The sequence below is a fragment of the Micromonospora sp. A200 genome, assembly GCF_029893845.1.
GTDB classification, from domain to species: domain Bacteria; phylum Actinomycetota; class Actinomycetes; order Mycobacteriales; family Micromonosporaceae; genus Micromonospora; species Micromonospora purpureochromogenes.
Genome location: NZ_JARXXY010000033.1, coordinates 19,318 through 42,009 on the forward strand (window position 1 = coordinate 19,318; position 22,692 = coordinate 42,009).

Here is a 22,692-nt window from a genome sequence, read left to right on the forward strand (position 1 = left end):
TTTTGTTCCTCACTCGGCGCTGTCGAGGGCGGAGACACCGGGGTCGGCCCCTTGGCGCCAGACGTCGTGGTCCAGCCCCCAGCCCGGCTGGAACTCGTACTCGCTGATCTGGTTGAACGACCAGTTGTCCGGCAGGGGGAATCCGAGGTTGCCGGAGTAGCCCCAGGACATCCCGGAAACCAGTGACCAGCGGGCGCCGACCTCGCGGGAGACGCGACTGCACACGTGGCGCGAGCCGTAGACGCCGAAGGCGTAGCGGTTGCCCAGCTCGTCGAGGCCGTCCCGCACGCCCCGAAAGTAGGGCTTGATGTGGGTGTCGATGTCAGTGTCCAACGCGTCGTAGTCGACGGCGAAATAGATGCAGGCGCCCCCGGGGATACGATGTTCGACGGCCCTGTGGTGGGCGACTTGACCCTGTTCATATCCCTTCTGATAGGTGAAGTTGAACAACTGCGTGCCGTTCCATTGAAAGATCGGAAAGAGCCTCAGTCCGGCGTCCAGGATGGTCTGCGGCTCGCCGGGCTTGAGGGCCTTGTCGAGGAAGTGCTCGTCGGTCGGCGGCAGGTGTTCGTCGAGGTAGCGGCCGACAATCTGGTAGCCGTAAGCCCTCAGTTGTGAAGCTCGGGTGGCGGTGATCTGGGTGATGCAGTCACATCCGGTGGCAGGTCGGGCGCTGTCACCGCAGGACACCAGCAGTTGCGCCCACGTGGTGTAGTCGTTGATGCCGGTGACCGGAATCTGCGAAAAGCGCTGGAAGGCACGTACCCATTCCACGTGGGTGCTGGTCGCGCCATCGGTACCGATGTCCTCCGCGCGGTAGCTTAGCGGCGTCGGGGGCGTGCCCGGCAGTATTGTCGGAGAGTTGAAGTAGCATGCCGAACGGAACAGGTAGCGCAAGTCGCCGGTGAGCTGGCCGGAACCCCGCCCCTTCAGACCAGCCTGCGTGCCGGGTCCGAAGTAGCCGTTGATGGAGTACAAGTCGATGCCGATCTCGTATTGGATGGCCATCATCAGCCCCTGCTGGACCTCACGCGAGTAGAAGCCGTCGCAGGGCACCAGCCGCATCGCGGGGATCCCCACGCCGGCGACGTAGCGGGCGTTGAGCCGCTGCTGAATGTGCTGGATGTCGGCATCGCCGCCGGGCACGAGCTTGAACTGGTCCATGCGCATCAGTGCCTTGACGACGTGCGGCCACATCCTGCGCCGCATCGACTCGTCCGCGTACGACAGCCCCGCGTCACCGTAGAGCCTCTCGAGGGCGTCCTGGGAGTCGCTGTTCCAGTCGATCAACTCGTCTGAGGTCCAATAGCCCTTGCACCACAGGGCGGCGTTGTAGATCCGGACCAGGTTCAGGTTGAACTCCTCCTCGGGCAGGGTGTCCCGCCTGCGGACCGCCTCGAAGGTGCCGGGACCGAAATTCTGCACGGTCGGAGTTATGCCGAGTTCGTGTTGCAGGCCTTGGGTGAGCGACAGAACGGTCGGCCAGCCGGTACGCCCGTCCTCCGGACAAGCCAGGTATCCCGGGGCGCTGCGGTAGGCGGCGTTCACCCACCGCTGGGCCCCGAAGACGTGGATGTCGGCGAGGCCGGTCCAAGGCGCGCTCGGGTCGATCGTCGAGCCGCGCTGGGCGTACATCGTCAGGTTTCCGGGGCACTCGGTGGGGATGTCGGACTCGAAGGAATGCGGAATGATTCTGAGCCCGGCCTTCCTGGGAGCCTCAGTCCGCAGGTGCTCGATGAGCTGTCGGTAGGCGCCCAGCATGGCCTCGGCGGCCGTATGGTTCGACCTCATGAGCGCGCAGATGGAGTAGAAGCCCGCGTTTCTGCCGATCCTCTCGTCATCGTCACAAATGTGGCCTGGAGAGTTGGCCTCGCCGCGCTGGTACCCACGGCCCTCGTAGATGTTGCCGTGGCGGCATATGAGGAAGTTGTAGGCGATGTCCCCGTTGTACTTCTTGGGGTCCCGTGTGTGGGCCTCGTAGATTTCGGCGACGTCCTTCTGGCACGCGGCCTCCGACTCGTAGTCGTTGCCGAACGGATCCGCCGGGCCGCGGTGGTGGATGAACACACCCCCGACGGCGTTCCAGTCGGGGTTGCTGCTGCGCTCGGGAGGTGCGGCGGCGTGTGGTCGCTGGGCTGGGTTCACGTACGGGGCCCAGGTTGCCCGTTTATGGATGGTGAGCGGCATGGCTCCTCGTTCCGGCGGCGCTTCTCGGGTGGGCGGGGAGTGCATCGGTCCGTGTGCGGGTGCCTCCAGGATCAGCCCGGGTGTCGGCTCGTGGCGGAGGCGTTGCACAGCGTCATCACCTGTGCAATAAATGGCCCGTGGGAGCCGGGCGGAGCGCCTCCGGCCGTCGCGGGCGTCCGTACCGGTCGGGCACCGGACCGGCGGCGCTTCCGCGTCTGCCAGCGCAGCAGCAGCGCGTCGGATGGCTGCTTCGGGTCAACCGGCTGTACGGGCCGAGCGAACGGTGGCTGCGATCGGCCGACTTCGCCCAGGCGTTCCAGGGCGGGTCCTGGCCCAAGCGCACCAGCATCTACCAGATCTCGCGCTGGGAAACCGCAGTGGTACGCGTGTCGTACCCGACGATCTGCCGGTACGAGGAGCTACTCGACCTGCCCTCCCACCGGCTCGTGGCGTTGATCGACACCATCTACCGGTACGCGGCATCCACCGGCGACGCCTCGCCGATGCTGACCCGAGGTCCGGAACGACCGGCGGATCCGCACCGACTCAGTGAACTCGTCGACATGGCCAGTTCCTCGACCGCGCTGCTCACCGGAGTGGAGTGGGACGAGCTCACCCGGCGGTTGGCGGCCGCGCCGCAGGTGGTGATCAGTCCGCAGCGGGCCTGGACGGACATCGCCGAGCGACTGCTCAGCGAAACCATCGTCGCCGACGGGATTGCCTGGATGCAGCGGTACGAAGCGCTCAGCCGCCTACTGGCTCACCCCGTCGGCCAACAGGCAGCCGTCGCTGCCTGTGCCAGCCTCGCGGCCGACCGAACCAACCAGGTCTTCGTCGAGACGGTGAGCGTTCTTGATGCGAGCCGCCACCCCGATGCCAACCGGCACGTGCTACATCAGCTGGTCCACCCGACAAACGACCGAGCCCAGTTCGGTGCCCTGTTGGCGAGCGTGCGGAAGCTCCGCTTCGGACACTTCACCGACGCGGAGATGCCGCTCCTGATGGCGATCATCAACGAGTTGGCTTCGGACTCGACCAGGCGCGACGATGTCCAGCCACTCGCGGTCGAGTTGCTCCGTCGCCTGCCGGACACCGCCTCGACGGCCAGCCGGAACCGGCTACGCCGGCTGGCCACCGATCCGACGCTGCGCCACGTCCTTCGCGCCGGCCGGCTAACGGAAAGGGAGGCGAGCCGGCAGTTAGTCGACCGCATCATCAACACCGTCGTGGCCCTGATGCCCGGCGATGCGCCCCCGTTCCACGACGACGTGCTGCCGACCCTGGTAGACGAACTGCTCTTCAGCCCGGTGTTCGACGTCCGAATGTACGCAGCTATCACGGTGAGCGGTACGCCGTACCGCCAACGCCTGGCCGCCGCGCTGTCCGCGGAACTGGCCGGTTCGGCGGTACTCGCCAGCCCGGTGGCGCCCGCCATGATCGAAGCCCTGCGGCTGCTTGGGGGAGGAGAGCAACGGGCGGTGATCGAGCGGCTGGTCACCGCGAGCGGGGTGCCAGCCTCGATCACCGTCGCGGCAGCACAGGCGATCGGGCACGTAGGAGGGCGTAGCGACGACCAGTTCTGGGGGCGCGCGATCGCCTATCACGCCGGGCTGTGGAGGCGAACGCGCCAATCGACAAACGCGGCAGCGCTCAACGGCCTGACCTACGGTCTTGGTATGACCCGCAATCTCACCATGCTGCAACGGTTACGCGCCGACGACCAGATGCCCGAGCCGGTACGAGCCGCGGCCGCCTGGTGGCTCAACCTGCCGGAGACGGTGTACGCAAGCGCCAACCACTAGTGCCCGGTCACGCCGTCGACCTGCTCCCGGAGGATGTCGGCGTGGCGGCAGTGCCGTGCCAACTCGCGGATTATGTGAACGTAGATGTAGCGCAGCCACACCCTTCCCAGGCGGGAATGAGGCACAGTGTCGTCGAGGGCGAAGCCGGCTGCGCTCTGCCTCGACCGATCACAGGCCGTGACGTACTCCGCGATGACGTTCGCGACCGTCTCGTCCGAGCCGGCCTGCCAACTGGCGTCGTCACCGAACGAGTTGCCCGCGACCTGTTCACGCAGCTGCTGGGCCAGACATTGCTGGAACCAGTTCCGCTCAACAGCGGCGGCGTGTTTGATGAGGCCGATAAGCGTGGTGAGCGATGGCACCAGGCGCCGACGAGCGTCATCCGCCGACAGTCCTCGGAGCCTAGCGATGATCACATCCTGGTACGCGTCGATGAAGGCTTCCAGAACCTCGCGCTCCGAAGCCGTGCTTGCGAGCTCCTCGCTGTCGAGCGGCCGGGCAGTCGTCACATCCAGACGCTAGACCTCTGAGGTCTCGTGTCGCCCCACCAAGATCGGCAGGACGCCTCCTAGGCGGCCGGCCGGCGGCCCTGACCGTGAGGTCGGCCAGGGCAGGGCCATGGCAGCCAGCAGCCCGCTCGCACAGAGCGTGGGAGTCCCGACCAGGAACTCCTCGCGTTCCATCCACTCGACCGCTCGACGCGCGGACGGTCGAGCAGCGCCTGATCCAGCGACCGCTCGGAGTCGTCGTCGTAGCACGACCGGATCTCGTTACCGAGCCAGAGCCATCAGTGGAAGGGGCCGAGCCGCGACGGGCCGCTGTCCGGACTCGTCGTGGACCTCCAGCCAGCGGTCCTGCGGCTCGCCGGGCAGGACGCCCAGGGCGTTCGCGGCGACGAGGTCCCGGCACGGTCATCGCCGGATCGCCGGGTTCGGTGGTGGCAGCACCAGCTCGGCCAGGTTCTCGTGGTGCTCAGGGCAGGAGCAGTCCAGCCCGCGCGGCGGCGTCCAGTCGGTGGTCCGAAAGCTACGCGCGGGTGAGGGGGCATGGCGCATGTAGGCGGGCGCCGCCATGGGGGTACGAGAAAGCCGATCTCGAACACGTGATTCCCGGCTCGCTGTGGTTAGGGTGGCGCGGTGCAGAGTGGAGTGCAGCCGCAGGTGCCGGTGCTGTACGTCGCGGACGCCGACGCGACGCTTCTACGAGGTGTTCGGCTACACCCAGGTCCGCACCGGCGGCGACGGGGAATCACGCTGGTCGTACCTGCAGTGCGGCGAGCTGACCCTGCTGCTGGCCGCGGTGACGCCGCGCCTGGTCACCGTCGAGCTGCCGCTGCTGATCTACCTGTACATCGACGAGCTGGAGCCGGTGGTCGACCGCCTGACCGCCGCCGGGTACGCGTGCAGCGCGCCGGCTACCCCGAGCACGCCCCCGGCGGTGAGTGCCGGGTGATCGACCCGGACGGCAACGCGGTGCTGTTCGGGCAGCGGCGGGCGGTGCCGGCGCAGGCCCGGGTCGCGCAGCCGGGCGCCGAGGCCCGGTTCTCGCTGGTCCGGGAGGCGGCCGAGGCGGTCGGCCGTCGGGGCGGGGCGCCGGCGCGGTGCCAGGTCGGCGGGGCGCAGGGCGAGACGTGCGGTGAGCCGGCCGAGGTCAAGCTGGCCGACTCCTGGGGCGACGCGGTGTGGGGCTGCATGGCGCACGCCGAGGAGGCGCTGCTCAACGCGGGGGGGCTTTCCTGGCCACTGAGGGGGTTGGGGTTGGGGCCGTTCCTGCGGCTCGGCAGGCGCAGCCGGACCGGGCCGCCCAGGGCTGAGGTCGCGAGTTACGGCGACCTGCCCTGCGAGCAGAAACTTCCGCACTACAACACGCAGAACTCCTTGCCCGGTCGCTGCACCCCTCAGTGCTACGACCACAACCCGAGATTCCTCCGTTTCGTCGATGAATCGGGGCTGCCATTCCGCCCGCATCCGGACTTCACGAGGAGCGACATGGTTCGCAATCAAACCAGCCGCCGCACAACGCTGTCCCCGACAGCGTCTCAGCCGTCGGTGATCAACTTCGCGTTCACTTCGTTCGCGAGATCCCAGAGCGGACCGCCGATGACGATGCCGTCACCTCGACCGCTCTTGCCGGGAGAGGCCCGGTAGAGGGTCCGTACGGTGTCCCCGAAGCCGACTACCACCCACCAGTCCGCGTCGGGATAACTCCGTCGCCACGTGGTCGACACGAACCTGCCCGTGTCGGTGCGGGCCTCGACGAGCATGAGCTCCCACGCATCGGATTCGAATCTCTTCAGGTCGTCGATTGGGGCGTCCCGGCCGGCGGTCCGCTCCCGCAGGTGCGATCCGTGCAGCCGCAGCTGACGCGGGTCGGTGAACACCTGACGGACGCGGACGAAGAGCGGCTCGGGTCCGGTCTGTACGTGGAAACGAGCGACCTGAGCTCCCACCGAACCACCCCCACCGCATCTCCGTACTGGCAGGCGAGACTCTAGATCACCTGACACGGGGTCCAGTGACGTCGTGAGCTGGCTCTAGGATCTCTGCCATGCAGGAGGGCCGGTGGACCACGATCACGCCGTCGCAGTTTGCGCACGAGCGGGAGGCGCTGGCGCACGTCCAGGCGCTGCTGCCGGACACCGAGCCCTACCGAGCCTGGTCGAACTTCACCTTCACCGCGCAGACCGGTCATCCCTACGAGGTTGACCTGCTGGTCGCCGGCCCGGGCGGGCTCTACCTGATCGAGATCAAGAGCTTGACCGGCCGGCTGATCTCCAGCGGCTCCAACTGGATCCTGAACGGGCCGAACAAGACCCGGGTCTTCGAAAACCCCCTGCACCTGGCCGACGCGAAGGCGAAGAAGCTCAAGTCGCTGCTCCAGGTCGCCGCCGGACGCCGGAAGGGGGCGAAGGTCAAGATCCCGTTCGTGCAGGCGGCGGTCTTCCTGTCGAAGCCGGGGCTGCACATCGGGCTCTCCGATCACCACCTGCACGGCATCTACGGACCCGAGCCGGCGCCCGGCCACCAGCCGGGCCAGTTGCCGACCATCAGCTCGTTCCTGCAGCGCCCGCCGCAGGACGAGCAGCAGCGGGTCACCAAGGAGATGTCGGCGGCGCTGCCGGACCTGCTGGAAGAGGTCGGCATCGCCCGCAGCCGGCGGCACTACCAGATCGGCGCGTGGGAGCTGGAGCCCCGTCCGTTCGATGTCGGCCCGACCTGGCAGGACCACCAGGCCCGGCACCGCGACCTCGAGCGGGAGCGCCGCCGGGTCCGGATCTACCTGGTCGAGCGCAACGCGGTGCAGGCCGAGCGGGCCAGCATCGAACGCGCCGCCAAGCGCGAGATGCAGGTGCTGCACGGCATCAACCACCCCGGCATCGTCCAGGTCGACTCGATGGAGTCGCACGAGGCCGGGCCGGCGCTGATCTTCCGGTACGACCCCCGCTCGATCCGCCTCGACCACTACATGGCCCAGTACGGCGACCGCCTCGACGCGTTGAGCCGACTGGCGATGATCCGCCAGCTCGCTGAGACGGTCGCGTACGCGCACCGCCGGCGGTTGCACCATCGCGCCCTGTCGGCGCGCAGCGTTTTGGTCAACCCGGGACGCCAGCGGCGGGGTGGCAGCGAGGACGAGGCGTGGCTGACTCCGCAGCTGCAGATCAGCGACTGGCAGGCGGCGACCCGCGGTGTCGACGGGAGCGGCGGGGGCAGCAGCGGCGACCCGGTCACGCTGTCCACGCACGCGGCCTCGCACATCGAACGTTCGGCCGAGGCGTACCTCGCGCCGGAGCTGACCGCGCCGAAGCCGGACGCGGTCGCGATGGACGTCTTCGGCCTCGGCGCGTTGAGCTACCTGATCCTGACCGGCCAGCCGCCGGCGGCGAAGCGTGCGGAACTGCTCACCCGGCTGGCTCGGGACAACGGGCTGCGGGCCTCCGCGATCGCCGATGGCATCACCGAGTTCGCCGACGAGCTGATCCAGGCGGCCACCGCGCCGGTGCCGACCCAGCGCCTCACCACCGTGGCCGAGTTCGTCGAGATGCTCCAGGTGGTCGAGGAGGAGCTGACCGCGCCGCCGGTGCAGTCGGTGCACCCGGAGGAGCCGGAGCCCGAGCAGGTCGACCCCCTCGAGGCGCGCGGCGGCGACCGGGTCGGCGAGTGGAAGATCGTTCGGAGCCTCGGCACCGGCTCGACCTGCCGGGCGTTCCTCGGCTTCAACGAGCGCACCCGGCGGGAGGAGGTGCTCAAGGTCGGGCTCTCCGACGAGAAGGGCGCCCGCCTGGCGCACGAGGCGAGGGTGCTCGGGCCGCTCACCGACTCGCGGGTGATCCGGCTGGCCCGGCCGGAGCCGCTGCAGATCGGCACCCGCACGGTCGTCGTGCTCGAGCATGCCGGGGACCGCACCCTGGCCCGCAAGCTGCGCGACGACGGCCGGCTCACCGTCGACGAGCTGGAGACCTACAGCGACTACCTGTTCGGCGCCCTCGACTACCTGGAGGGCGAGGGCGTCTACCACCGGGACATCAAGCCGGACAACATCGCCATCCGGGTGCGCCCCAACCGCACCAAGCAACTGGTGCTCTTCGACTTCTCTCTGGCCGGCGTCTCGGTCAAGGAGATCACCGCCGGCACCCCCCGCTACCTCGACCCGTTCCTCGGTACCGCCAACCGGCCCGGCTACGACAAGCACGCCGAGTGGTACGCCCTCGGGGTCACCCTGCACGAGATGGCCTCCGGGGAGCTACCCGTCTGGGGTGACGGTGGCACCGAGCCGCAGCTGACCGAGGGACCGCCGGTGCTGGCCGTCGAGGCGTTCGACCCGGCGATCCGCGACGGCCTGGTGGATTTCCTCCAGCGCGCGCTGCACCGCGACCACCGCCAGCGGTTCGCCTCACTCAAGGACATGCGTGACGCCTGGCAGCAGGTGTTCCGCCGCTCCGATGCGAGCGCCCCGGTCGGCACCGACCACCCCGAGATCGAGGCCGACGAGCCGGACGAGAAGGCCGCCGAGGCGGCCCGCGACGAGGCCGCCAGCAAGGTGACCCGGGCCACGGCCCTGGAGGCGGCCGGGCTCACCCCGCGCGCGGTCTCCGCCGCCCACCGCCTCGACGCCACCACCGTCGGCGAGCTGCTCACCGTCGCCAACAAGCTCGCCCACCTGCCCGGCCTGGGCGCCAAGACCCGCCAGGAGCTGCAGCGTCGGGTGAAGGAGTGGCGCGGCCGGCTGGGGGAGCGGGAGACCATCCCCACCACGCCCGCCGCCCGCAAGGCCGCGACGGAGGAGGTGGCATCCGAGGCCGCCGCCGGGGACGGCGACCCCGATCTGGTACGCGTCGGACTGGACGCGATCGCCACGCTGCTCGTCCCGGCCAGCCGTAACCCCAACGACGTCGAGGCCACCCGGCTGGCGCTGCACCTGCCCGACGCCACCGGAGTCCTGCCGGACCTGCCACTGTGGCCGCAGCACCCGCAGGTGGCCAAGCCGCTCGGTGTCACTCCCGCCCGGATCGCGCAGATCCTCGGCAAGCAGCGCAAACGCTGGAACGACATCCCGGTGGTTGGCAGCGTGCGTACCCAGATCATCGAGCTGCTGCGCGACGGCGGCCGGGTGATGGGCGTCGCCGAGCTGGCCGCGGCCCTGCTGAGCAGCCGCGGCTCGGTGCGTACCGGGGATGCGCTGCGGCTCGCGGTGGCGGTCGCCGCGGTGCGGGCCGCCGTGGAGGTCGACGCGCTCGCCGACGAGCCGCGCCTGCTGCTGCGCCGGCATGCCCGCGCCGACATCAACGGCAAGCCACACCCGCGCGGTGACCGGCTGCTGGTGGCCCTGGAAGCGGGCGAGGACGACGCGCCGGACACCCCGGCCGCGCCGGCGCTGCTCGACTACGCCGACGCGCTGGGCAAGGCCGCCGACAAGCTCGCCGCCAGCGAAGTGCTGCCCAGTCCGGCGACGGTGCTGCGTACCCTCGCGGCGGTCACCGCGCCCGGCGGCGCGGCCGACGTCATCGACGAGCGGCGACGCGTGCTGCTCGCCGCGGCGGCCTCGGAGCGCGCCGCCGCGACCGCGCGGCTGGAGCTCTACCCGCGCGACCTCGATCCGGTGCGCGCACTGCGGCTGGCCCAGGCCGGCGTGGTGCCTCCGGCCAACTCGGAGGGGGGCCGCGGGCTGACGCCGGAGCAGGTGACCCAGCGGGTCCGGACGCGCTTCCCGGAGCTGGACCCGCTGCCTCCGCACCCGAAGCTGGACCGGCTGCTCGCCGAGGCCGGCTTCGAGCTGCGCTGGGACCGCGACCGGTACGTCCCGTTGCCGCCGCGCAACGCCTCGTCCTCCATGTCGATCATGCAGCGGCGCCCCTCGGTGACCGTCGCGCCCAGCCGGTGGACGGCCGAGTCGCCGGAGCTGGCGGCGGCGATGCGGGCCGAGGAGCGGCTGACCGGCGCGAGATCCGCGGGCGGTTTCCGGGCGCTGACGGTACGGCTGTCCCGGTACGGCCTGGCGCGGGAGGAGCTGGCCCGGCGCTTCGACGCCCGGCCGGTCAACGTCGCGGCCCGCTTCCTCGACCACCTGCACGCCCTGGTCGACGCCCACCCCAAGCCGACCTGGGAGACGGTGGTCGGGGCGGACATCGCGCCGCCCGGCTCCCGGGGCGCGATCAAGCTGGGGGAGTACGTCGAGCGGGCGTGGCAGTTGGCCGCGCCGGAGCTGCGCGCCGAGCTGTCGGCCGAGGCGGGGCCGGTGCTGCTGCACGACGCGGCGGTGCTGGCCCGGTACCGGGCGATGGAGCGGCTCTACGAGCTGGCGGATGCGGCGCGGAGCGGGGCGGGCGGCGTGTGGCTGCTCTGCCCGATGGAGGATCCGGCGCTGCTGCCGAAGCTGGACGGTGCGGTGGTGCGAGTCGGTGACAACGAGTGGATCGGTCTGCCGGACGCCTGGGTCGTCAACGCCCACCGCGGCGCAGTGGCCGCCTCCTGACGCGCGCTGCTCGACTGGATGTGGCGGGAGGTCGAAATGGCGGCAGCTCAAGGGCTACCGGAAGCGGATGTGGCTCAGGCGCGTCGGTGGTGCCACCAGCGTGTCCCGGAGCGGGTTCGTGACCAGGTGCGGATTGAGTGTGAGGAGGCGGCCCGCCACCTGACGATCGTCGAGTGTCGGGCCCCGTGGCGAGCCGATATGGGGTCCGAGTGGACGCGGCTTCCCGTCGCGCGCCTCCGGTACACCAAGAACACCGGGACCTGGACGCTGTACTACCGGGACCGCAACCTCCGGTTCCATCGGTACGACCTGACCCCGCCAACAAGCAACATGGCGAACCTTCTCGCCGAGCTCGATCGGGACCCCACGGCGATCTTCTGGGGTTGACCGTTCCGATCACCGCCACCCGGTCCCCAGATCTCGTCGGGCCCCGGGTGCGCGCCACTTTCCCGACAGCGTCCGCGGTCCCAGCGGCGTACCGTTCGCGGTCCAGCGTAGGGAGGAGCCGGATGAGTCATCTGCAGCAGGCCGAGCAGTCGCCGGACACTGAGCGGATGTTCGATGCGGACACGAAGGCGATGGGCTACCTGCCCAACTACACCAGGTTGTTCGCCCACAGCCCGGCCGTGTACCTGGCCTGGCAGCAACTCAACGGTGCGGTGAAGGCCGAGATGGAGCTGCGCCGCTACGAGTTGGCGACCCTCGCCGCAGCCCGGGCCCTGAAGTCCTCCTACTGCGGACTGGCACACGGGAAGGTCCTGCGAGACAAGTTCTTCGACGCGCCGACCGTCGCCGCCATCGCGTCAGACCACGGCAGCGCCGGCCTCTCCGCGCAGGAGGTCGCAGTCGTCAACTTCGCCGGAAAGGTCGCGGTCGATGCGAACTCGGTCATCGAGGCCGACATCGCGGGCCTGCGCAGTCACGGTCTCGATGACACCGAAATCTTCCGCGTGATCCTCGCCGTTGGTGCCAGATGCTTTTTCAGCACCGTCCTCAGTGCTGCCGGGGCTGAGCCCGATCCGCAGTACAACGAAAGCCTCGACGTGAACCTGCGGCAGGCGCTGAGCTTCGGCGGCTAGACCCAGGAGAAGCTCAGCGACGCTGCTGTCCCAGCGCAAAGGACGCCTGGCACCCTTGCCCTCGTCGCCGCCCGAGTGGCTTCGACGCGGTGCGTTCTCGTTTCCGGCGTGTCGCGGTTTGCGATCAGCCCGGTCGGGTGCGGCAGACTGTGCCCGTGAGTCCAGTGAGCCGTGGCCGACGCCGCAACGCGAAGAAGCGATCAGTACGCGGCGGTGCGCCGCTCGTCGTGGTGGGCGCACCGGAGGAGTGCGACTGCCCGTACTGTGCCGGGGCGCAGCCAGCGCCGGGGCAGATCGATGACCTGCTTTCGCAGTCGGTCGACATCGACGCCATGCAGGACCCGCTGGAGGTGGAGATCGCCGCCTCGATGTTGCTGGCGGTCGGGGCGGTTATCGGCGACGACTTCGACCGGGCGTTGCTGGGCCTGTTCGTGCCGACGTTCGAGGCGCAGTCCACCCCGGCGGCGCGGGCGATGTTGGCGGGGATCGCTTCGGTCACCGACGGTGAGGTCAGTCGGGCTGCCACGGAGGCCGCCCGCCGGCTCACCAGTGCCGGCGTCACCGCACCACCCTGGCTCGCCGAACTGGACGCCCCGATCACGGTCGAGGACTGCTTCCGCTTCGTCGATCCGTCGGGGTCGGCGTTCCTGCTGGCTGGGAGGTTCCAGCGGGCCGGCCGGTCGAACGTCGTCGTCGTCAGCCTGGACGACTGCGACTGTGGTGCCGCCGGTCAGATCCTGTTGATCGAGGCGGACCGGTGGGATGAGGCCCGCGATGCGCTCCTGGCCGACCTGCACGCCGGGGGCGTCGACGTCACCGAGGAGAAGCTGCGGCCGGCGGACTTGCGCCGAGCCGTGGAGGACGCGCTGGACGCCCGTGCCGAGCACGACCGGTTCGACCCTGAGCTGCTGGACGAAGTCCTCGAGGAGGACGGCCCCGACTATGCCGCTCTGGCCCTGGTGCTTCGTAGTTGGATACGGACGCTCCCCGCGACCCGCCGCCGCTCCCGGAATCACGGCCACGATGGCGAACTGGATGTCGCTTCGATCTCCACGCTGCTCGACCTCTTGAACCCGACGGGGCGCGGTGGTGCCGTACCGGCCCAGCGTCGCCCCGCCAGCCTGCCGGCGAAGCGCAAGAAGTCCGACGGCCCGGCGCCGATCTACCAGATCAAGGTGAGCCTGCGGGCCGCCCGCCCGCCGATCTGGCGGCGTCTCGAGGTGCCCGGCGACGTCAGCCTCACCCGGCTGCACGAGCTGATCCAGGTCGCCTTCGACTGGAACGACAGCCACCTGCACGTCTTCGAGACCCGGTTCGGCAGCTTCGGCCGACCCGACCCAGAACTCGGCCACCGCGCCGCATCGCGGGTGACCCTGGAGCAGGTCGCCCCCGCCGTCGGGGACAAGCTGCGTTACACGTACGACTTCGGCGACAACTGGGAGCACGACATCCTCGTGGAGAAGGCCCTCGACCGGGAGGAGTCCGGGGCGTACCCGCGCTGTGTCGGCGGACGGCGTGCGGCGCCGCCGGAGGACTGCGGCGGCGTATGGGGGTACGCCGACCTGGTGGAGATCCTCGGCGACCCCACCCATCCCGAGCACCAGGACCGGCTGGACTGGCTGGACCTGGACGATCCGACCGGCTTCGACCCGGCCCGTTTCGACGCGAAGGCGGTGACCGCGGCCCTGCAGCAGGTCCGGTAGTCCGGGGACCCACCTGCGTGCGATCAGCCAGCCGTGCCGGAAGGCACCAACCAAGCCGTCGGCTGCCCGGTGATCGCCGTGATCATGTCGAAGTCACCGTCGTAGTGCAGCACGGTGGCGCCGTGGCGTTCGGCAGTGGCGGCGATCAGCAGGTCCGCCATCGACAGGGTGTGGTGGTTGCCCTTGTGGAGCGCCTGGACCTGGATGTCGATCGCCCGGTCCCAGATCTCGTCGGGCATGGCCAGCCAGTGGAAGCCGCCGAGCAGCCAACGCGCGCGCTGCGCGTCCTTCGCGGTGCGGGCACTGTGGATCACTTCGATCTCCACCGCTCCGCACACCGCCAGCAGCCCTCTCTCGGACAACTCGTCGAGCACAGGGGCCACCGTGGGCTTGGGCCACCGGGCGAGCGCCGACTTGTCGAGAAGGTAAAGCGCCCGGCTCACGCCGCGTCCGGCTTGGCCGCGCCCGTTCCGCCGGTCAGGTCGGGAAGCCCGCCGGTCTTGAGCCAGTCGGCGAACTCGCGGCGCTTCTCTCGGTTGACCACGGCCTCAAGGGCAGCGTTGACCGTCGCCTTCTTCGTCGTGGTACCGAGAATCTTCGACGCTGCCGCGAGCAGGTCGTCGTCGACGTCCAGGATCGTTCGTGACATGGTCAGGGACCTCTCTGGCGGCAGCGAGTCGGCTCCGATGATCTCAAGAACAGCCTCACTTGATATCACCTCTCGTGGGCGTGCCGAGCTGTGAGTGGCCCGACCGCCAGGGATCACATGACGGGTGCGCCGAACAGAGACAGCAGGGCCGTCTGCTCGGGCGTCAGACGCAGCGGAGGTGTTCCGTTGGTGCCGGGAAAGATCCGAGCTGCATCAAGGTCCGCTCGGCGGATGCTCGTCGCGATGCCGATCTTGACGCCCCGAGTGGTCAACGTTTCAAGTAGGCGGCGAGAGTCGAAGAGATACGCCGCGGATATCTGCCACTGGTGGTGCCGTACGGTGCCGAGTGGGCGGGGCGGACCGCTGAACACCAGGTAGAAGTCGCAGGGATGCGGGCTGATGTCGATGCCGGTGAACGCGTCGCCGTAGGTCTTGACGTTGACAGTCCGGCCGGCGAGCGGATCGGATCGGAAGGTGCCGTCGTAGCCGGCCTGGATCGCCGTACTCGCCAGCTCGATGTCGAACACCTGCGCGGCGATGAACTCGCCGATGTCGCCCGGCCGGGCTGATCGCCCGGTGAGCGCCGCGATCCTGGCGTCCAGGTCGTCGCGAGCCTGCAGCAATGCCGCCAACCGGTGCAACTTCTCGGTCACGGGGTTGATTCTCTGCGTTGCGCACTGGCTTGACCAGTGAGGCATCGATAACTTTTCGTCATGACGACCTCTGCACGGCATCGGGTTGCGGCCTTCTGGGACGCCCACATCGAGTCCTGGCTCAAGGGCGAAGATCCACTACCGCCACCACTGCCGGAGTGGTTCGGCTCGCTTGCAGGCGTCGGCCCCGGACAGGTCACCCGGGACGGATTCCCCGAGCCCTACCATGGCGACCTGCTCGGGCTGGAACAGACGCCCCGGATGGTGGTGCTCGGGCTGAACCCGGGCGAGTACCGGCAGCGCTTCCAATCGCGGGAGGGCATCTTTGCCGACGAGATTCGGGAGGCTGGGTCGTACAGCAGGTGGAGCACCACCTGCCCGTACAACCGGCCGCCGTGGACCCTGCCCCACCAGATGGGGCGCAACCGGTACTACCAGGCGCGCCTCCAGTTCACCCGTCGGTGGCTGCAGGACCCAAGCGCCGATCACCCTGACCTGCTGATCTTCGAGTGCTACCCATGGCACTCGAAGGCCATCACCGCTCCGCTGAGGCCGCCACCCGAGGTCATCGACGAGTTCATCTGGCAGCCGATCGCCGAGCTGCCGGTGCAGGACGTGTTCGCCTTCGGCCGGCCCTGGAACGACCTTGCCCAAGCGCTCGGGCTGCCGCAGAAGGGCAGCCTGGGATCTGGCGGTACGGACTATGGATCAGCGGTGCCAAGCCGGGCGGTGCGGGCGTACTCGCTGCCCTCGGGCCAGCGGCTCGTCGTCGAGTGGCACGCCGGCGCGGCCGGACCGCCGAGCGCGAAGGAGACTGCGCTCCTACGAGAAGCGCTCACCGGAGTGGGAGCTGATGGCAGCGAGTCACCGGCGCCTCGACCCAGGGCCGGCGATTCTGTCGAACCCGGACTCCTCGTCAGCTCGGCCGAGGAGCCGTCGGCATGAGCGTCGCCAGCGACGCGTTCGCCACAGCCGGGCGGGTCGACAAGCTGCGCCGGTACATGGCCGAGCAGGTTCTCGGACCATCCGGCGACTGCGTCTGCCAAAGGTTGGGCAGTTGTCAACGGGCCGTACTGTTCGACGGACGTGGGGCGCGCCGCCCGGAGGTGGAGTTCGCTGCCGGGCAGCTTTCGCACGTCGGCCGCCACTATGACTTGACGCTCGACGGGGTACCGATCCGGATTCTGGTCATCGCCATGGACACGGCGCGACTGCGGGAGAGCGTGACCCTCGAACAGCGGCATGCCGAGGTGATGGAATCCGCCAGGCTGCCGTTCAACAGCCGCAATCCGCATATGCAGGGTGTCGCCAGCGCCCTCAGGCTGGCGGTGGGCCGTGAGCCGGGGTCCGATCGAGCGGGCGAACTGCTTCACCTGGACGGCGTAGCGCCGGTGCACCTCTTTGACGCCTACGCCATGGCGAACATGCGACTCTGCTCCGCCACAGTCGGGGAGACGATGAAGTCGCTGAGCAATCCGACGATGAGCCGCAACTGTCTCCCGCACATGGCCGCGACGATCAAGATTCTCCAACCGACCCTGTGCATCGTGCAGGGGGTCGAGGTCTACAAGACACTTACCGCGCTGATGACCAATCGCCGCCAGCTTGCCCCGCACCTGGAACACGCGCGACTGGCGGGCGTCGACACGCTCGTCGCGGCGTTCACCCACCCCTCCGCCCGAGGGATTCACCGCTGGGGACGGTTGACCGGCGTTCCGTACCTCTACGAGACGGTCGTCCCGGCGCTCTGGGCCGCACACCGGCTGATGGCGGGCCGACCCGCCCCAGCCGGCAACGCCAATGTGCAGCAGCAACGGAGGCCGGCGGTCCCGAATCGTCAGCCGCCGGGGTAGCGGCTCCACCAGTGCGGGTCGGTCGCTTCGACGTACTCGCCACCGGACGGGCTGTCCGCCATCTGGGTCACGAGGTCCCGGGCCAGGGTGTCGGTCGGCCACGCCAGTTCCAGCCGGGAAAGCCAGTCGACTGGTAGCGCGTCGGCTCCGTGTGCCGTTCCCAGTAAAGCGCCGGCAACCGTTGCGGTGTGGCCGCCGTCGCCGGCCGAGGCGGCGAACAAAAGTGCCTCGCGGACCGTCTCCCGCCCAGGAAACGATGTGGCCGTGTAGACCCCACCGGCCAGCGCGGAAACCGCCCTCGCGTCGGGTGCGAGGCGGGTGAGTTCCGGGAGCGTGCCCGGGCGAGACCTGGCCGCGGCCACGGCCGGCGCCAGTGACCGCTCCGCCACCTCGCGCCAGTTGGCAGCGTGCAGCCGCGCGCTCTCCAGGGCGTCGTGGAGGCGATCTCCTGCCGCGAGGAGGCGAACCACCGTGGCACCCAGCCAAGCCGCGCCCAGCGCCTCACCCGAGTGCGTGAGCGCGGCGACCTCCACCGGGTTGCAGGAGGGGTACAGGCCGACCGGCAGAGTCCGCGTGAGGGCGTGCGCCCCGGTGCTCGTGCCGCCGGGCTTGGCGATGGTGCCCATCGTCTTCCGCTGCAACGCCGCCACCGCCGCCGGCGCTGAACCGCGTCGCTCCGCCAGCGCCGGCACCGTGGACAACCAACCGGTCGGCCAATTCTTGTCCGGCATCGCCTCCAGCCCGGAGATGCCCTGGATCGTGGCCCAGCGATGGTACGAGCGCCAGACGACGCTGGGTGGATAGCAGATCCCTTTGTGGGAGCCGCGCACATCAGCGCGGATGATGCCCTCGATGGTGAAGCAGGCGAGCTGGCCGGCGCTGGTGGCCCGCAGCGTCCCGCTGGCCGGCACGTTGCCGCCGGTCGCGCCGATCGCGTCACCGAGCATCAGCCCGAGCACGCAGCCCCGAGCGGTTGCGAGCTGCGCTGCCGTCACCTTGGTCATTTCGCGAATCATAGGGGCGGGTAGCACTGGAGCGTTTCGGGGCCGAGGTGCTGGTGGCGGGGCGGAGGCCGGCGAGCTGGACGTAGACCTCTCGCTTGGCGGTCGCCTGGCCGCGCCGGTTGATGACGTAGCCGGTTAGCCAGACCCAGCCGGCATACGTCGGCCGGTCGCAGACTGACACGACGCGGATCGTCAGGGCACGGTCACCGGCGAACTGCACCGAGGCCCGGCCGTCGATGATCAGTAGGTCGCCGGGGGAGGGGCGCACGGCTACCAGCGGCCCTCGTTGGTGTGGTACTCCTGCGGCGGCCGGCACTCCCGGGCGTGCATTGTCTGCCAGTCGCGCAGCGCCCGCTTGATCCGGTCGTTCTCCTGGCCGAGCAGGCGTACCTGCTGGTGCAGGTCGGTCAGCTCGTCGGCGACCAGGGCCTGGAACTCGCGTACCTGATCGGGGTCGACGCCACGGCGGCGCGGGTCGAAGGTGCGGGTCCGCACCTCGTGTGGGGTCAACCGGGCCGGGCGGCCGGTCCCGTAGAGCTGGCCACCTCGATACACCTGGGCCACGTCGGTCCTCTCCTGTACAGGCGGGAGCGGGGAAGGTCCTTGCGGTGGGTCTGGAAGGGCGGGCCGTCCGCACGCCGGCCGCGGGCGGCCCGCCCGCTCCGCTGCCGCAGCTCTGATCAGCGGTACGACAGCGGAGCAGTCCGGTGGGTCGGGACGGGCACGCGCACCCGCCCCGACCAGGGGGATGAGCCGATCTCGTTGCCACGCGAGGAGCGGCTCAGAGGCAACATATCTAGAACAGTCAGAAGAGTCAACGCTGCTTGTTGGGCGCGTCGCGGTGTGATCGAATCGGATTGCCACGCGAGGAGTGCCATGCGAGAAGTGCCGGATTACTGGCGAATCGCCGACGATGTGATCGCCGACGTCAGGTCCAAGAAGCTCAAGCCGGGGGACAGGCTGCCCTCGATCAGCGAGCTGCGCGAAAAGTACGGGGTCAGCCACGGAACCGTGCAGATGTCATATGCCCGGCTGGAGGCGCTGCGGGTGATCCGGCGGCAGCAGGGCAAGGGCGTCTTCGTCACCGACCCGAAGACCTGGATGCGGGAGCCGTAGGTAGCGACCCGTCGGCCAGAACAGGCCCTACGGGTACCTCCGTCCCGTGGGCGGGACGACTAGAGTCGTCGCGTGATCGACCGGAAGCTGCTCTTGTCCGACCTGCAGAAGCAGGTCAAGAATCTGGAAAAGGACCTGCGGGAGCAGGCCGAATCGGTCGAGGAGGTGCGCCTCCGACTGCGTGGCGAGTACGACCACGCCTTCAAGGTCGGGCGTACCGCCGCCACCTGGGCGGCCTGGCGGGACGAGCGGGTCACCCAGGTCGCGGTCGCGTGGGTGCTGGGCACCGTGTTCGTGCGCTTCTGCGAGGACAACGGGCTGCTGGCCGAGCCGTATCTCGCCGGGTCGGGGGACCGGCTGGTGCTGGCTGAGGAAGCCGAGGCGCAGTTCTTCCGCGACCGGCCCGAGGAAACGCTGCGTGGCTGGCTGGAGCAGGGCTTCGACGCCATCGCCAGCACCCAGGCCGGCAAGTCGCTCTTCGACCAGCGGCACAACCCGCTCTACCAGATCCCGCTGTCGCACGACGCGGCCAAGGATCTGATCGGCTTCTGGCGCCGGCGCGGTGAGACCGGCGGCCTGGTCCACGACTTCACCGACCCGGAGTGGGACACCCGCTTCCTCGGCGACCTCTATCAGGATCTGTCGGAGGCGGCCCGCAAGACCTACGCCCTGCTCCAGACGCCCGAGTTCGTCGAGGAGTTCATCCTCGACCTCACGCTGACCCCGGCGATCGCTGAGTTCGGCCACGACGTGGTCAAGATGATCGACCCGACGTGCGGCTCAGGCCACTTCGTCCTCGGCGCCTTCCACCGACTCCTCAAGGAGTGGGAGCAGCATGCCCCCAACCGCGACCCCCACGAGCGGGTACGCCTCGCCCTCGACGCCGTCCACGGCGTCGACATCAACCCGTTCGCGGTCGCGATCGCCCGCTTCCGCCTCTTGGTCGCGGCCGTCCGCGCTTGCGGTATCAAGACCCTCACTGACACGAAGGGCTACGCGTTATCACTGCACCTCGCAGTGGGTGACTCCCTCGACCGGGAGGAGCAACTGGCGATGGTGAGTGAGACGGGTGAGGTCATCGACCAGCACTACGCGACTGAAGATGTGCAGGAACATCCCCGCCTCCTTGAAGTGGGGCGGTGGCATGTCGTTGTGGGAAACCCGCCGTACATCACGCCCAGCGATGAGGCGGCCAACCGTCGCTATCGGCGCGCCTATCGCGATGTCTGCCACCGTCAGTACGCGTTGTCGGTGCCGTTTGCGCGGCGCTTCTTCGAGTTGGCAAAACCGGCAGGCACCGATGGCCGAGGAGCTGGGTACGTCGGCCAGATCACGGCGAACTCGTTCATGAAGCGGGAGTTCGGCAAGAAGCTCATCGAAGATTACTTTGCGCGCGAGGTCGACCTCACCCACGTTATCGATACTTCTGGCGCCTACATTCCAGGCCACGGCACGCCAACTGTCATCCTGGTCGGCCGGGACCGCAAGCGGAACCGGTCCGAGTCGGTACGTGCCGTCCTGGGGATCCGCGGTGAGCCCGGCGCCCCTGCCGACCCCAGCAAGGGTCTCGTCTGGACGGCGATCGTTCGACAGTTGTCGCAGCCCGGATCGGAATCTTCCTGGGTCAGCTGCGTCGACCTGCCCCGATCCATGCTCCAGAAGTTTCCCGTCAGCCTTTCTGGGGGCGGCGCCGCTCAAGTGATGGAGGCCTTGGCGGCGGCTGAGGTGACCCGAGTCGGTGACCTGATCCGAGCCGTTGGTCGGGTGACCCACACCGGCTCGGACGAGAGCTACTTCGCTCCGGTCGGAACGTGGACTCGATTCGGAGTCGATCCCCAATCTGTCGTTAGTCTGGTTGAGGGCGACACGGTTCGTGATTGGCGCATATCGCCAGTCACGGAATCTGCTTTTCCTTACAACTCTTCCTTGAAGCCATCTCTGCATGACCAAGCCGTTCGCCGCCTGCTTTGGTTGACGCGGGGACTTTTGGTTTTGAGGCGTGAGCCCGGCGGCACGCACGAACAGATAGGATTGACGTGGTTCGAGTGGAGTCGCTGGCATCCCGAACGGTTCGCTGTGCCCCTCGGCATTGCGATGTCCTTTGTCGCGACGCACAGCCATTTCGTGCTGGATCGTGGCAGGAAAGTCTTCAACAGGTCGGCGCCAGTGATCAAACTGGCAGAGGGTGCATCAGAAAACGATCATCTGCGGCTACTCGGATTGCTCAACAGTTCGACTGCCTGCTTCTGGCTCAAGCAGGTAAGCCACGATAAGGGCAGCCAGGGCGTCAACGAAGGCTTCAAGAGCCAGGAGTGGGAACGGTTTTACGAGTTCACCGGGACTAAGCTGCAGGAGTTTCCGCTGCCGTCGGCGTACCCCCTCGAACTGAGTCGGGAGATCGACGGGCTGGCGCAGCGGCTCGCCACGGTGAGCCCGGCGGCGGTCGCGGCTTCTGGGGTTCCCACGCGCGAGCGGCTGGCTGCCGCTCGGGACGACTGGCACTCGGTCCGGGCGCGGATGATCGCCCTGCAGGAGGAGTTGGACTGGCAGGTCTACTCGCTGTACGGGCTGCTCGACGAGGAGTTGACCGCCCCGGCCGACTCGGTGCCGGAGCTGAAGCTGGGGGAGCGGGCGTTCGAGATCGTGCTCGCCCGCAAGATGGCCGCCGGTGAGGCGGAGACGCAGTGGTTCGTCCGGCACAGGTCGACGCCGATCACGGAGCTGCCGGCGCACTGGTCGGACGAGTACCGGGCGGTGGTGGAGCGGCGGATCGCGGTCATCGAGGGCAACCGCAACATCGGGCTGATCGAGCGGCCGGAGTGCAAGCGGCGCTGGGCCAGCGAGGGCTGGGACGCGATGCAGGCCAAGGCGCTGCGGGACTGGCTGCTCGACCGGTGCGAGGCGCGGGAGCTGTGGTACCAGCACGTCGACGGGCTGGAGCAGCCGCGACCGCTGACCACCGCCCAGCTCGCCGACGAGCTGCGCCGCGACGACGACGTGCTCACCGTCGCCAACCTGTACGCGCCCGGTCAGGATCTCGGCAAGGTGATCGCCGGCCTGGTCGCCGACGAGCACGTGCCGCACCTGGCCGCGCTGCGCTACAAGGACTCCGGCCTGTCCAAGCGCGCCGACTGGGAGCAGGTGTGGGATCTGCAGCGGCAGGAGGACGCGTTGCCCGACGAGGCGGCGAAGCGGGAGTTCCGCAAGCAGATCCCGGTGCCGCCGAAGTACACCTCGGCGGACTTCCTCAAGACCAGCTACTGGAAGCACCGGGGCAAGCTCGACGTACCCAAGGAGCGGTTCGTGTCGTACCCGGGTGCCAGCCGCGACGGTGACCCGTCGCTGCTGGTCGGCTGGGCGGGCTGGGACCACCGCGAGCAGGCCCAGGCCCTGGCCACCCTGATCGTCGCCCGCGAGCAGGAGGATGGCTGGGCCACCGACCGGCTGTTGCCGCTGGTCGCGGGGTTGCGCGAGATCCTGCCCTGGGTACGCCAGTGGCACGGCGAGTTCGACCCGGAGTGGGGCGCGTCGCCGGCGGACATCTACGCCGGCTTCCTCGCCGAGACCACCAACCGCCTCCACCTCACCGACGACGCCCTCACCTCCTGGCGCCCGCTGAAGGCCGTCCGTGGCCGCAGAGCTAAGCAGTGACAGAGCACAGGTCGTCGCTGTCC

18 protein-coding genes and 1 pseudogene are annotated in these 22,692 nt (G+C 69.1%); 10 read left to right on the forward strand and 9 right to left on the reverse strand.

Annotated elements, in window-relative coordinates; genetic code table 11:
• Nucleotides 1-9: 9 nt before the first annotated feature.
• Entirely contained in the window at nt 10-2,187 is a 2,178-nt protein-coding gene (locus M2302_RS25975; RefSeq protein WP_280840465.1) for a glycoside hydrolase domain-containing protein, read from the reverse strand.
• 137 nt (nt 2,188-2,324) lie between these two features.
• On the opposite strand from M2302_RS25975, the gene M2302_RS25980 reads away from it, so the two are divergent.
• Nucleotides 2,325-3,989 carry a hypothetical protein gene (locus tag M2302_RS25980; RefSeq protein WP_280840466.1) on the forward strand — a complete coding sequence of 555 codons (1,665 nt, stop codon included), beginning with the start codon at nt 2,325-2,327 and terminating at the stop codon, nt 3,987-3,989.
• On the opposite strand, the gene M2302_RS25985 is transcribed toward M2302_RS25980, so the two are convergent.
• Nucleotides 3,986-4,498: a DinB family protein gene (locus M2302_RS25985; protein ID WP_280840467.1), complete on the reverse strand. Its 513-nt coding sequence runs from the start codon at nt 4,496-4,498 to the stop codon at nt 3,986-3,988. The two genes, M2302_RS25980 and M2302_RS25985, sit on opposite strands and share 4 nt — an antisense overlap.
• 402 nt (nt 4,499-4,900) lie before the next feature.
• On the reverse strand, nt 4,901-5,062 hold the full coding sequence (locus M2302_RS25990; RefSeq protein WP_280840468.1) for a hypothetical protein: 162 nt from the start codon (nt 5,060-5,062) through the stop codon (nt 4,901-4,903).
• A gap of 133 nt (nt 5,063-5,195) precedes the next feature.
• Here M2302_RS25990 and M2302_RS25995 point away from each other — a divergent pair, with 133 nt between their 5' ends.
• From M2302_RS25995 to M2302_RS26015, 5 genes are all read left to right on the forward strand, one after another.
• The gene (locus M2302_RS25995) at nt 5,196-5,441 is read left to right on the forward strand and encodes a hypothetical protein (protein ID WP_280840469.1); all 246 of its coding nucleotides are present in this window, start codon (nt 5,196-5,198) and stop codon (nt 5,439-5,441) included.
• Nucleotides 5,438-6,136 carry a hypothetical protein gene (locus M2302_RS26000; protein ID WP_280840470.1) on the forward strand — a complete coding sequence of 233 codons (699 nt, stop codon included), beginning with the start codon at nt 5,438-5,440 and terminating at the stop codon, nt 6,134-6,136. Before M2302_RS25995 ends, M2302_RS26000 begins: the two co-directional genes overlap by 4 nt.
• Before the next feature lie 400 nt (nt 6,137-6,536).
• Nucleotides 6,537-10,961: a BREX system serine/threonine kinase PglW gene (gene pglW, locus M2302_RS26005; protein WP_280840471.1), complete on the forward strand. Its 4,425-nt coding sequence runs from the start codon at nt 6,537-6,539 to the stop codon at nt 10,959-10,961.
• A gap of 509 nt (nt 10,962-11,470) precedes the next feature.
• Nucleotides 11,471-12,040, forward strand: coding sequence for a peroxidase (locus tag M2302_RS26010; RefSeq protein WP_280840472.1), 570 nt, complete (start codon nt 11,471-11,473; stop codon nt 12,038-12,040).
• Nucleotides 12,041-12,195: 155 nt separating this feature from the next.
• A complete protein-coding gene (locus M2302_RS26015; protein ID WP_280840473.1) occupies nt 12,196-13,743 on the forward strand; it encodes a hypothetical protein in 1,548 nt (515 codons plus the stop codon).
• Between the two features lie 23 nt (nt 13,744-13,766).
• On the opposite strand, the gene M2302_RS26020 is transcribed toward M2302_RS26015, so the two are convergent.
• The 3 genes from M2302_RS26020 to M2302_RS26030 form a co-directional block, all read right to left on the reverse strand.
• Nucleotides 13,767-14,186 carry a PIN domain nuclease gene (locus tag M2302_RS26020; protein ID WP_280840474.1) on the reverse strand — a complete coding sequence of 140 codons (420 nt, stop codon included), beginning with the start codon at nt 14,184-14,186 and terminating at the stop codon, nt 13,767-13,769.
• Nucleotides 14,183-14,392: a type II toxin-antitoxin system VapB family antitoxin gene (locus M2302_RS26025; RefSeq protein ID WP_280840475.1), complete on the reverse strand. Its 210-nt coding sequence runs from the start codon at nt 14,390-14,392 to the stop codon at nt 14,183-14,185. Before M2302_RS26025 ends, M2302_RS26020 begins: the two co-directional genes overlap by 4 nt.
• Before the next feature lie 113 nt (nt 14,393-14,505).
• A complete protein-coding gene (locus M2302_RS26030; protein WP_280840476.1) occupies nt 14,506-15,045 on the reverse strand; it encodes a hypothetical protein in 540 nt (179 codons plus the stop codon).
• A gap of 60 nt (nt 15,046-15,105) precedes the next feature.
• Between M2302_RS26030 and M2302_RS26035 the strand changes: the two genes are divergently transcribed.
• Together M2302_RS26035 and M2302_RS26040 are read left to right on the forward strand one after the other, a co-directional pair.
• On the forward strand, nt 15,106-15,990 hold the full coding sequence (locus M2302_RS26035) for a hypothetical protein (RefSeq protein WP_280840477.1): 885 nt from the start codon (nt 15,106-15,108) through the stop codon (nt 15,988-15,990).
• Nucleotides 15,987-16,898 (forward strand): hypothetical protein, encoded by a 912-nt coding sequence (locus tag M2302_RS26040; protein ID WP_280840478.1) that lies wholly within the window; start codon nt 15,987-15,989, stop codon nt 16,896-16,898. The genes M2302_RS26035 and M2302_RS26040 overlap by 4 nt, the downstream gene beginning before the upstream one ends.
• On the opposite strand, the gene M2302_RS26045 is transcribed toward M2302_RS26040, so the two are convergent.
• The 3 genes and pseudogenes from M2302_RS26045 to M2302_RS26055 form a co-directional block, all read right to left on the reverse strand.
• A complete protein-coding gene (locus M2302_RS26045; protein WP_280840479.1) occupies nt 16,883-17,902 on the reverse strand; it encodes an ADP-ribosylglycohydrolase family protein in 1,020 nt (339 codons plus the stop codon). The genes M2302_RS26040 and M2302_RS26045 overlap by 16 nt on opposite strands.
• 61 nt (nt 17,903-17,963) lie before the next feature.
• Nucleotides 17,964-18,179 (reverse strand): annotated as a pseudogene (locus M2302_RS26050) (hypothetical protein); the annotation flags it as partial.
• On the reverse strand, nt 18,173-18,466 hold the full coding sequence (locus tag M2302_RS26055; protein ID WP_280840480.1) for a DivIVA domain-containing protein: 294 nt from the start codon (nt 18,464-18,466) through the stop codon (nt 18,173-18,175). The pseudogene M2302_RS26050 and the gene M2302_RS26055, both read right to left, overlap by 7 nt.
• Before the next feature lie 312 nt (nt 18,467-18,778).
• Between M2302_RS26055 and M2302_RS26060 the strand changes: the two genes are divergently transcribed.
• Entirely contained in the window at nt 18,779-19,018 is a 240-nt protein-coding gene (locus M2302_RS26060) for a winged helix-turn-helix domain-containing protein (protein WP_280840481.1), read from the forward strand.
• A 72-nt stretch (nt 19,019-19,090) separates the two neighbouring features.
• Complete coding sequence (gene pglX, locus M2302_RS26065; RefSeq protein ID WP_280840482.1) at nt 19,091-22,669, forward strand: BREX-2 system adenine-specific DNA-methyltransferase PglX; 3,579 nt, start codon at nt 19,091-19,093, stop codon at nt 22,667-22,669.
• Nucleotides 22,670-22,692 lie beyond the last annotated feature (23 nt).

Bases quoted from the DNA above. Each gene is read 5' to 3' on its own strand.
- M2302_RS26010 (WP_280840472.1), top strand. From the start codon at position 11,471: ATGAGTCATCTGCAGCAGGCCGAGCAGTCGCCGGACACTGAGCGGATG.
- M2302_RS26060 (WP_280840481.1), top strand. From the start codon at position 18,779: ATGCGAGAAGTGCCGGATTACTGGCGAATCGCCGACGATGTGATCGCC.
- M2302_RS26040 (WP_280840478.1), top strand. From the start codon at position 15,987: ATGAGCGTCGCCAGCGACGCGTTCGCCACAGCCGGGCGGGTCGACAAG.
- M2302_RS26025 (WP_280840475.1), bottom strand. From the start codon at position 14,392: ATGTCACGAACGATCCTGGACGTCGACGACGACCTGCTCGCGGCAGCG.
- M2302_RS25990 (WP_280840468.1), bottom strand. From the start codon at position 5,062: ATGGCGGCGCCCGCCTACATGCGCCATGCCCCCTCACCCGCGCGTAGC.
- M2302_RS26035 (WP_280840477.1), top strand. From the start codon at position 15,106: ATGACGACCTCTGCACGGCATCGGGTTGCGGCCTTCTGGGACGCCCAC.
- M2302_RS26045 (WP_280840479.1), bottom strand. From the start codon at position 17,902: ATGACCAAGGTGACGGCAGCGCAGCTCGCAACCGCTCGGGGCTGCGTG.
- pglW (WP_280840471.1), top strand. From the start codon at position 6,537: ATGCAGGAGGGCCGGTGGACCACGATCACGCCGTCGCAGTTTGCGCAC.
- M2302_RS25975 (WP_280840465.1), bottom strand. From the start codon at position 2,187: ATGCCGCTCACCATCCATAAACGGGCAACCTGGGCCCCGTACGTGAAC.